The organism is Shewanella sp. 3_MG-2023, from assembly GCF_030548765.1.
Taxonomy (GTDB): Bacteria; Pseudomonadota; Gammaproteobacteria; order Enterobacterales; family Shewanellaceae; genus Shewanella.
The window spans coordinates 77414-88264 of the sequence record NZ_JAUOSH010000023.1; the positions used below are offsets into that span (position 1 = coordinate 77414).

Below are 10851 nucleotides of genomic sequence, written 5' to 3' on the forward strand. Positions count from 1 at the left end.
GCTAAATATGTGTGTTTTGATTTAGAAAATTGTGTGTCGTCATTATTTCAGGCTAACAGTACCCAAGGCATAAACATTACTTGTTTAACATTCAAACCTCAGGTAACGCTAGACCGTTACAGTCAAACGTCAGTTAACTTTCGATTATAGGCTTTCAAAATCATTGACATGAATCGCAGCTAAGCGCTTTTCATTGGCATCAAGTAGCTGCTCAAGCTCTGCTTGATTAATCACGTCATTGACTAAAGCTTGGTTAAACAAGTCAACCATTGGCTGTTTCGCATCAAGAGTCCCCGCTTTTTGGGCTTTCTTAAGGCGAGAGTACAAACCTTTACAAGCATATTTAGCTGTAAATGCTTGCTCAACTTCAGCAATGCCGCTGCTATCTCCGTCAAAATCAGCACATAAGAAAGTTAACCTATCTCTTGCTGGCGAAGGTTGCATGAAACCATCTGCTAAGGTCGTTGCTTGTTTGTCAGTTGGCGCATTAAAGTGATTACCTAATGGAAATATGATCACTCTAAGCAATACGCTAACAAACTTATTTGGGAAGTTACGAATAGCCTCTTCCAATGCTTTAGCGGCAAGATGTAATCTTTCAGTCATGACATAATGCACTGCCGGTAAATCATCTTGTTGACGGCCATTATCTTCAAACAGCTTTAAGGTTGCTGATGCTAGGTATAATTGACTTAGCACATCGCCCATACGCGCTGAGATCATCTCTTTACGTTTTAAATCACCGCCCATGACCAACATAGCTAAATCAGTCATTATCGCTAAAGCTGCCGAGATACGGCTCATATCACGATAATATTGCTGAGTGGTACCACTAACTGGCGATGAATTGGTTTTACTGGCTGTTAATGCATTAAAGAAAGCCATGACACCATTTCGAATAGCATAAGTCATATGGCCCATTAATAATGAATCGAAACGGTTAATAGCTGCTTTTTGATCTTCCATCGCCGCAGTTTCCATTTCAGCCAATACATAAGGATGACAGCGTGTTGCCCCTTGACCAAAAATCATCAGCGAACGGGTCAAAATATTCGCCCCTTCAACAGTGATAGAAATAGGGCTGGCCATATAAGCATGACCGAGATAGTTTTTCGACCCTAACTGAATACCTTTACCAGACTGAATATCCATCGCATCTTCTACCACATCTCGACCTAATTCAGTCATGTGATATTTAGCAATCGCGGTAACCACCGATGGTTTCACTTTTAAATCAATACCGGTGGTGGTTAAACATCTGGCCGCTTCTAATTGATAAGTGTTAGCGATAATACGCGCTAGCGCTTCTTGTACACCTTCAAATTTACCAATTGGCATACCGAACTGCTGTCTTACATAACTATAAGCTGTTGTGGTTTTAGTGGCCATATGACCCGATGCAGTTGCCAATGCTGGCAATGAAATACCACGGCCGGCAGATAAACACTCAACCAGCATTCTCCAGCCTTTACCCGCAAACTGAGGGCCGCCAATAATCCAATCCAGTGGAATGAATACATCTTCACCACTTGTGGTGCCGTTCATAAAGGCCATCATCAATGGATTATGACGACGACCAATTTCAACACCGGGATGATCGGTTGGAATTAACGCACAGGTAATACCAAGATTAACCGTATCACCTAATAAGCCCTCAGGGTCACGCATTTGAAATGCAAGACCAAGCACTGTAGCTACAGGTGCCAAGGTAATGTAACGTTTATCCCAAGTAAGACTTAAACCTAATACTTCTTCACCATTAAATTCGCGGCGACACACAATACCAGTATCAGGTATTGCACCAGCGTCTGATCCCGCCTCTGGGCCAGTTAACGCAAAACACGGTAGCTCATCACCATTAGCTAACGCAGGTAACCAACGCTGTTTTTGCTCTTCAGTACCATAATGAGTTAATAACTCACCAGGGCCTAAAGAGTTAGGAACCATAACCGTAACGGCCGCACTAATGCTGCGAGAGGCAATTTTACTGACAATGGTTGAGTTGGCGTAGGCAGAAAACTCTCGACCACCAAATTTAGTGGGAATAATTAATGCAAAAAAACCTTCTTTTTTGAAGTAATCCCATAACTCAGGTGGTAAGTCTTTGCGGTTGTGAACAATGTCATAATCATCAATCATACTCAGCGCTGTTTGCACTTGGTTATTGATAAAGTCTTGCTCAGCTGCTGTTAATTGGGGTTTACCGTAATTGTGAAGCGTGTTCCAGTTTGGATTTCCGCCAAACAATTCACCTTCCCACCACACATCACCCGCTTCCATCGCCTCTTTTTCAGTACTAGATAATGGCGGAAGTACTTTCTTAAAAAACGAAAAAACCGGACGCGTGATAAATCGCATCCTTAAATTACGCACACCAAATAACACAGCAAGTGCTATTAAAACCAGTATAACGACAGTCATGTTAATCCCTTATTACTTAGCTAAAATTGGCACTGAAACACCAGCGGCCATATATGGAATCACCTTACGAATGATTGCTTCAGTATCATTATGTTCACCATAATCAGCTTCTGCAATTTCGTTAAGTGCATCAGCTGAAGCCATGGTGAATACTATGGTCCCTAAGGTAAAGTGTAGTCGCCAAAACATTTCTGCAGGCGGAATATGCGGCGCACTTTCTGATACCGCTTTAACGAAAACTTTTAAATAATCACCATAATGCGTGGTGATAAACCACCTTAAATGGCCCTGACTTTCGATATAACCACGACCTAACAATTGCAGAAATATCGTTGTTCCACCCTGCCTTACTTGGTTTAATTCCAATAATGGATTAATTAGAGATGAAAATATCTCATTCAAATTAGCTAGTTGTGGATTTTTAAATAATCTATCTATTTCAGCAGCTGCACTTGGCATGAACACATCTAAATAGCGTGCTAATACGGCTCTAATCAGCTCTTTCTTTGAACCAAAATGATAATTAACTGAAGCTAAATTAACTTCGGCTTTGCTAGTAATTAGACGTAAAGATGTTTCTGAAAAGCCCCTCTCAGCGAAAAGTTTTTCAGCAGCATCTAAAATTCTTGTTTTTGTATCTGTTTTGCCTGCCATTCCATGACCCAAATCAATTAAAACACTCGTTTAAATTAAACATTGAGCGCACAGTTGTCAATCTAATTTCTTGTAGCTATTACATCTCAACACAGTAACAGCAACCCTTTGTGCACCAAGTTGCAACTAAAATGCAATATTTAAGTTAATTATGTAAACTGTCGTCGAAAATAAAAATAAGGAAACCTGTAAGATGAAGTTAACTTTTAAACAACCGTCTACTATCGCTGTTGTTATTTCAATGGCGCTTGGCCTTTCAGCCTGCCAACAAATGGATGAAGAGATTAATTTAACCACCACAAATCCTCTGCCACCAGCTAGCCAATCAACTGAAAAAACAACCAAAATTGATAGCGCTTCAGCAATCGCATTTATTAATGATGCTGAAGCACAGTTGGCCAAACTCTCTGTAGAAGGCGCACGCACCGAATGGGTTTATAGCAATTTTATCACTGAAGATACTGCTGCGCTTTCTGCTGCAATTAGTGAAAAAATGACTTCGATGTCAGTTGGCTTTGCCACCGAAGCGGCTAAATATGCCAAGGTCGAATTAGATCCTGTTAACGCCCGCAAGTTACATATTTTACGAAGTAGCTTGGTATTACCTGCGCCATTAGATCCTGCTAAAAACGCTGAGCTTGCACAAATTAGCTCAGAACTGAATGGCTTATACGGTAAAGGGAAATACTGTTTTGCCGATGGTCGCTGCTTAACCCAGCCAGAATTATCAAATTTGATGGCTGAATCTCAAGATCCTGCGGTGCTATTAGAAGCATGGCAAGGATGGCGTGAAATAGCCAAACCTATGCGTCCATTATTTAAACGTGAAGTTGAGCTGGCTAATGAAGGCGCGCAAGATTTAGGCTTTAGCGATTTATCAGAACTTTGGCGTAGTCAATATGATATGGAGCCTGAGGCGTTTTCAGCCGAATTAGACCGACTTTGGGGTGATATTAAACCTTTATATGATTCACTACATTGTTATGTCCGTGGCGAACTAAATCAGCAATATGGAGACGAGGTAGCACCAGATAATGGTCCTATTCCTGCGCATCTATTGGGTAATATGTGGGCTCAGCAATGGGGAACCATTTACAATACTGTCGCCCCTGATGATGCAGATCCTGGCTACAATGTTACCGAGCTTTTAGCGGCCAATAACTATGATGAAATTAAAATGGTTAAGCAAGCTGAAGGGTTTTTCTCATCATTAGGCTTTGAAGCGCTACCAGAAACATTTTGGACTCGCTCATTATTTGTGCAACCTAAAGATCGCGATGTCGTTTGTCATGCTTCAGCTTGGGATCTAGATAACGAAGACGATATTCGCATTAAAATGTGTATTCAAAAAACCGCCGAAGACTTTACCGTTATTCATCATGAATTAGGTCACAACTATTATCAGCGCGCTTATAAAAACCAACCTCACCTATTTAAAGGTTCTGCAAACGACGGTTTCCATGAAGCCATTGGTGACACGATTGCGCTATCAATTACGCCGAGTTACCTCAAACAAATCGGTCTATTAGATGAAGTGCCTGATGAATCAAAAGACATCGGACTGTTACTGCGTCAAGCCCTTGATAAAATTGCCTTCATGCCATTTGGTTTGATGATCGATCAATGGCGCTGGAAAGTATTTAATGGCGAAATTAGCCCAGCTCAATATAACCAAGCTTGGTGGGATTTACGTGAAAAATACCAAGGCGTTAAAGCGCCTATAGCACGTACTGAAGCAGACTTTGATCCGGGCGCTAAATATCACGTCCCTGGCAATGTTCCTTACACACGCTACTTTTTAGCCCACGTACTTCAATTCCAGTTCCATAAAGCATTATGTGAGATCGCCGGTAATGAAGGCCCAGTGCACCGTTGTAGTATTTATGGTAATAAAGACGCCGGAGATAAGCTTAATCAAATGCTTGAGTCAGGTTTAAGTCAGCCGTGGCCTGAAGCGTTAAATATCGTCACTGGCACTAAAAACATGGATGCTAAAGCGGTACTCGATTATTTTGCGCCATTACAAGTGTGGTTAGATAAGCAAAATAGCCAACAAAACCGTCAATGCGGTTGGTAACTCATCGTTAGCTGTTTTAAATGAACTGCCAATAACAAATAGGCCCACTGACTGTTTTAGTGAGTAGGCCTTGTTATAAGGGTAATAACGCTATGTGATGCCGATAATATAGACTACCTAAAACCGCTTCCTTTACGATTAGTTTCACTTGCCTCAATTCGTTGCTGAGCGGATTTAACCAGCATAACAAATACTGCACCGGTGCCACCCTGAGTACGAGTAGCAGAATGATAGGCTTGCACTTCGTCTAACTGCATCAACCATTGGCACACTGCTGATTTCATTAACCCTGGGTATGGCTTACTTTTAAAGCCTTTACCGTGAATAACCAAAATATTACGCTCACCACGATGATGTGCTTTGATAATCGCCTCGATAAGGTATTCCCGCGCTTGAGCTAAGCGATAAACATGTAAATCAACCACTGTTTGATATTTATATTTACCAAGCCGCAGATGACTAAACACTTCATCTTGAACCCCATCAAGCTTGTAACTCACCATGTCTTCCGGTTTTACCGCGCTAATCATCATCGGATCTATAGTAAGTTTACTAATGTACTCATTCTGCGCTGCAGCAGCTCGTCTGGCTAATTGCGCTTCTGTTGCGATGTCGGAATCGAAGCTAAAAATACTATCACTGGCCTTAATGGGTTTTACCCCTGCCATTTCTGCTAAAAACAGTGCGCTGTCATCGTTATTCATTATTGGTTCCTACACACTTTGTAAAGATTATCCACTTTAGTATCACTACCGAATAATTTATAGTGTTGCCATTGTCGTAATGACTATTGTTAGAATCACTAAGAGCAAAATAATTGCATGCCTCATTATAAAATATTTTTTATTGCCTGCTTCTCATTAATCAGTTTTTTCAATCAAGCTGTGACCTTGACAGATAACGAAATCATAAACCAAAACTATAAAACTTTTGCGTCAGGCTTTGAAAATTTAGATATCAGTATCATCGAGACCATGTATACCGATGATGCGGTGTACCTTTCTGAAACACCAAATCAAGGTATCATTACCGGTAAACCAAAAATAGTTGAACTTTATCAGCATTTTTTTGAAAAAATTGCTAAAAGAGAAGCCCGTATTGAAGTCGATTTTCGAGTCATCAATAGAAAGCTAACTAACGATAGTGCTACTGACGTTGGCTTTTATTTGGTTCGATTCCACCCTAAAAAAGAAACAGGCGATCAAATTAGTGTATTTTCAGGTAAATTTGTTTTTGTGTCACAAAAAGACACTAACAATCAATGGCAGTTTATTGTTGATTCAAACACCAAAATGAACCCTGAGCTTTACTATTCGGCAAAACCCATTTCTAACTTATATTATGGTCGCCAATTCAATACTGAAGCTAAATCAATATCAGTTGAAAATGAAGCTGAAGTGGGTTCTGTACCCGTTGAAGCAGAACATCGAATTCCATAGCAATTGTTAAAGCTACTAGTTTAAAACTCTTATTAACCAGTTTAATAATCAGTGCTTTAAGCCATTAAAGATAAGCCTTCAACACTTTATAACCCATTTTTACTCATTGCATTTAAAAGACAGCTACTATGACGACTAAAATACATTGTCCCTGCGGCAGTGATTCAACTTATGAAGATTGTTGTAAGCCATACCACAGTAATGTTCAAGTTGCAGCCACTGCAGAGATCCTGATGCGCTCGCGTTATTGCGCCTTTGTATTACAACACTATCCCTATTTAATCGAGACTCATCATGCTAACTATCGCGGCGGCCTATCTATTAATGATTTGTCTCAAGGGGCTGAGCTTACTCGATGGCTTGGATTAGAGGTGATTAATTTTGAGCCACAAGATGAGCTCGCCACGGCAACGGTGACCTTTAAAGCTTGGTTTTATCATGACGGTGAAATCGATGCGATCTATGAAAAATCACAATTTGTTCGAGAAGACGCTAAGTGGTTTTACACCACTGGTGAGCAATTTAACGCGGATTTACCAAAGCGAAATGACCCATGTATCTGCCATAGTGGTAAAAAATTTAAAGCCTGCTGCATGAAGTTAACAGGCTAACACGCCATCAAATAACAACAAGTCGTGCTAATGCACGACTTCATTTTTTTCAAAAATAAACTGTGAAAATTCGTTTTCTCTTATGGCTGGGCTGTATAAATAACCCTGTGCGTGATGGCAACAGCTATCTTCAAGGAACAGCTCTTGCTCCTTGGTTTCAACCCCTTCTGCTGTTAGGGATATATTTAACGCCTTGGCCATAGCAATAATGGCGCTGACAATTTCACGGCTCTGATGACTGGTGGTTAAATCGGCAATAAATGAGCGATCGATTTTTAACTTAGTAATTGGAAACTGCTTTAAATAACGCATAGAGCTGTAACCTGTACCAAAATCATCGATGGCTAAGCCAACGCCTAAATCGGCTAATTCTTGGCAAAGTCGGGTTGCATGGCGAATATCTCCCATTAACTCAGTTTCAGTAATTTCTAAAATTAAGCTTTGTGGTTTAATCCGGTAGCGGGTAACTAAGCTCCAAACTTGCTCAAATAAATTGCCACTGAAAAATTGCCTTGCAGCAACATTAACATGCATGACGATATCAACATTCTTATGCTGCCATAAGTTAAGTTGCTTACAGGCCGCTTCCAATACCCATTCGCCAATGACAGTGATCATGCCGGTTTGTTCAGCGATATCAATAAATGCCCCCGGGTAAAGCACACCTTTTTTGGGGTGATGCCAGCGGATTAATGCTTCTGCGCCAATAAATTTATGATTTTTTAAATCCATCAGTGGCTGATAATACAGTTCAAATTGCCTGTTACGTACCGCGGTTTGTAAATCTCGCTCTATTTCGGCGTTATTTTTAAAGGTTGCTAATAAGTCATCATTAAAGACTTGGTAATTCAGTGATGGCTTCTTTTTCGCGTACTGCAGAGCAATATCAGCACAGGATAGTGGTGAAAACTGATCTGCAACCGCAGCTATATCAACAATGGCTAGCGCCGCTTTAGGGTCAACTTTTTCACGACCAATTACCGAGGTGACCAGTAATTGTTGATATAACTTATTAATATTGTTCTCGAGTAATTCAGCAGCATCAAATTGCGGTAAAATCATTGCAAATTCGTCACTGCCGACTCGCGCCACATCAATAGCATCATGGCTGTTAGCAAAATGCTTTAATCGTCGAGCGACTTCGGATAACAAGGCATCGCCTTGCTCATGACCATTGGTATCGTTAAACCGCTTAAAGCCCATTAAGTCGATAAGGATCAACGTGCCTTGTGAGAGCCTTTCTAATTGCTGAGTAAAATGAAGGCGATTACTCAGGCCGGTGAGGCTGCAATTCCAAGCAAGATGCTCGAGCTGCTCTTTGCTTTTACGCTGAGCAGTAACATCAAGGCATGACACTAAGGCGTAATCGTTTCCTTGCTCAGTGACAAAGCGGTTGGCTTGATACTGCACCCAGTAGTTCGAGCCATCAAGACGAGTTAGCTCACTTTCACCTTCTACCACATTGCCATTGATTAACGCTTGGGTCATTTCATCAGCAAGCTCTCGTTTGCCACGAAAAAAATCTAAGCTGACTAATTGATTATCTTGAACAATATCGCGACTTAGGCCAGTCATTTTTTCATGAGCTGGATTTATATATTCAATAATTTGGGTTTTAAGATTAATAAGCATCAATACATGCTTAGCTTGCTCTGTAGCACTATGAAATAGTGTTATTCGCTCATCTTTATCGTAGGCATAGCGGGTGGCAAGGGTTAAAGCCAATTGATCGGCAAATTGACAAGCAAATTGTATTTGATCGCTTGTTAGCTTTAGAGGATGTTCAAACTCAATGCACAATAGCCCTTCTATATGACCATTGATACGGATGGCAACATCTAAATTTGCGTGAACATTGGCTTGCTTATAATAAGCACTTAAGCCCTGCAGACGGGTGTCAGTTTGAGAACTGTCACTGACAATATGACGGTAACGGCGTATATCATCAAAGTAGGCATTTGCAACAAGATTATCGTTGCGGTGTTGGTAAATTAATTGTTTTAAGCTGTCATCAGCAGACAGACAAGCAATGATTTCTTGCTTTAGTGACTTGTTACGTAATGAAATAACTGAAACGCTACTAGCATTAAAAAACTTTAGTAGTAATTTACAGACTAACTCTGAGGTCTGTTTAAAGTCGCCTTGTTCTTTGGCGACAGAGTTTACAATTAACTCTAATAAATGTTGTTGCTCAGTTTGCTTCATTATTATTCCCAAAGGACAACTTAACAGTCGGGTAAACCTCTTTCTGTGGAGGTTTTTTCTACTCAAAATAACGGAACTTAGCCGTTAATAACACTTTAAAAATGTTAAGAAGTGTTGCTAAAAAGAGATATTTACAAAAATGATATTATCAAAATCATGATGTTGAATTTTACTCAACTTCGGTAAATGAAGGTTACACTTCCTATTTTAAAACAGCAAGTTGTAACCTTCAACACCTCATAGAAACGACTAATTAAAGGCCGTTTTCTAATTGGAAAATCATTTTTTCTACCGTAACGTCAAACTCAAAAGTAACCACCACATCTTGCTCGGTTACTTGCTGCTGTACTTTGACATTGCTAAAACGTTCTTTGGCTTTGCTAACTAAGTCATCTGCAATTTGCTGAAAGTTTTCACCATCAACTTGCAAGATAAGTTGTGTATCTTCTTCTTCGATAACAGCACCAATATCGACAAAGCTGCCGCAATCATTACAGTTGTCACTGACTTGTACTTCTTGCTTAGTAATCGTTTTTATCACTTTTATCACCTATCAATACACATTAAAACGTCAGCATAGCCCAAAAACTGAAATAAAATCTTTATATGCCTCACAATATTACCAATCAGTAATGCACCTAATAGGGGCTGTCTAACCAGCAGGCGCTTAACGCTTAGTAGCAACCAACTCAAGTGACAGCTTAATCACTGCCACGGCATTTACTAAGCAACAGCATTAACTAGGCAACGGCATAAAGTTGTGATGCTAGGGTTTCGCTCATCTTTCTTTGTATGGTTAATTGCTCAAGAAATTCATTTTGCGCTAGAGCTGATGTATCTGGGACTAATTGTTGGTGCTTAAGTTTAGTCAGTAGATCACAATTCGCTAAGGTGATTTGCAAATCTTCATCATATTTTCCCCGCGTCACTACAGCTTCAGGTTTTAACGCCTGCTGTAAATGAAATTGGCTTAAACCGCTTTCATAAAAATCACCGGCATGATTAATCGCCTGTTGCTGAGATATATCGCACACTAATGCTTGGGGTTTAGGAATATGTAACTGTTTATATAATTTTTCATCAATGGATAAATTTTTATCGACTTGAAATTGCGCCATGTCGCAAGCGTCATTAGACAACATAGAAAGTAGTAGCGCGAACTCGCCCCTTCTATGGTGTTCAACTGCATCATTAAGGCGATTGCCTAATTGCAGTTCGTTGACTAATGGCGACTCAATTTGCATATATTTACATCAAATTTATCAAGGTTGATATTTTATCGACCACTTAAACAAATACTTGAGCATTATTTTCGATTTTTCCTTTACTTATATTTAATTCGTGACTACTATTGCCGCCGCAATTGAGGAGGGGTTCCCGAGTGGCCAAAGGGATCAGACTGTAAATCTGACGGCTCAGCCTTCGAAGGTTCGAATCCTTCTCC

The 10851-nt window shown here is 40.2% G+C and carries 9 protein-coding genes; 3 read left to right on the plus strand and 6 right to left on the minus strand.

The genetic code is table 11. The features are described from left to right. Positions 1 to 144: 144 nt before the first annotated feature. Positions 145 to 2421, minus strand: a complete 2277-nt coding sequence (locus Q4591_RS13920; protein ID WP_303461520.1) for an acyl-CoA dehydrogenase — start codon at positions 2419 to 2421, stop codon at positions 145 to 147. 12 nt (positions 2422 to 2433) lie between these two features. Next, the gene (locus Q4591_RS13925; RefSeq protein ID WP_102476733.1) at positions 2434 to 3075 is read right to left on the minus strand and encodes a TetR/AcrR family transcriptional regulator; all 642 of its coding nucleotides are present in this window, start codon (positions 3073 to 3075) and stop codon (positions 2434 to 2436) included. 193 nt (positions 3076 to 3268) lie between these two features. On the opposite strand from Q4591_RS13925, the gene Q4591_RS13930 reads away from it, so the two are divergent. Then, entirely contained in the window at positions 3269 to 5152 is a 1884-nt protein-coding gene (locus tag Q4591_RS13930; RefSeq protein WP_102435544.1) for a M2 family metallopeptidase, read from the plus strand. A gap of 113 nt (positions 5153 to 5265) precedes the next feature. On the opposite strand, the gene smrA is transcribed toward Q4591_RS13930, so the two are convergent. Continuing rightward, the gene (gene smrA / locus Q4591_RS13935) at positions 5266 to 5856 is read right to left on the minus strand and encodes a DNA endonuclease SmrA (protein WP_303461524.1); all 591 of its coding nucleotides are present in this window, start codon (positions 5854 to 5856) and stop codon (positions 5266 to 5268) included. Positions 5857 to 6042: 186 nt separating this feature from the next. Here smrA and Q4591_RS13940 point away from each other — a divergent pair, with 186 nt between their 5' ends. Beyond that, positions 6043 to 6591, plus strand: a complete 549-nt coding sequence (locus Q4591_RS13940) for a DUF4440 domain-containing protein (protein WP_303461526.1) — start codon at positions 6043 to 6045, stop codon at positions 6589 to 6591. A 128-nt stretch (positions 6592 to 6719) separates the two neighbouring features. Further along, complete coding sequence (locus tag Q4591_RS13945) at positions 6720 to 7202, plus strand: YchJ family protein (protein ID WP_102435550.1); 483 nt, start codon at positions 6720 to 6722, stop codon at positions 7200 to 7202. A gap of 27 nt (positions 7203 to 7229) precedes the next feature. Here Q4591_RS13945 and Q4591_RS13950 read toward each other — a convergent pair whose 3' ends face one another. From Q4591_RS13950 to Q4591_RS13960, 3 genes are all read right to left on the minus strand, one after another. After that, positions 7230 to 9407 (minus strand): bifunctional diguanylate cyclase/phosphodiesterase, encoded by a 2178-nt coding sequence (locus Q4591_RS13950; RefSeq protein ID WP_102435552.1) that lies wholly within the window; start codon positions 9405 to 9407, stop codon positions 7230 to 7232. 253 nt (positions 9408 to 9660) lie between these two features. After that, the gene (locus tag Q4591_RS13955) at positions 9661 to 9948 is read right to left on the minus strand and encodes a DUF406 family protein (RefSeq protein ID WP_102435554.1); all 288 of its coding nucleotides are present in this window, start codon (positions 9946 to 9948) and stop codon (positions 9661 to 9663) included. A 199-nt stretch (positions 9949 to 10147) separates the two neighbouring features. Continuing rightward, positions 10148 to 10651, minus strand: coding sequence for a VC2046/SO_2500 family protein (locus Q4591_RS13960; protein WP_102435556.1), 504 nt, complete (start codon positions 10649 to 10651; stop codon positions 10148 to 10150). Positions 10652 to 10851 lie beyond the last annotated feature (200 nt).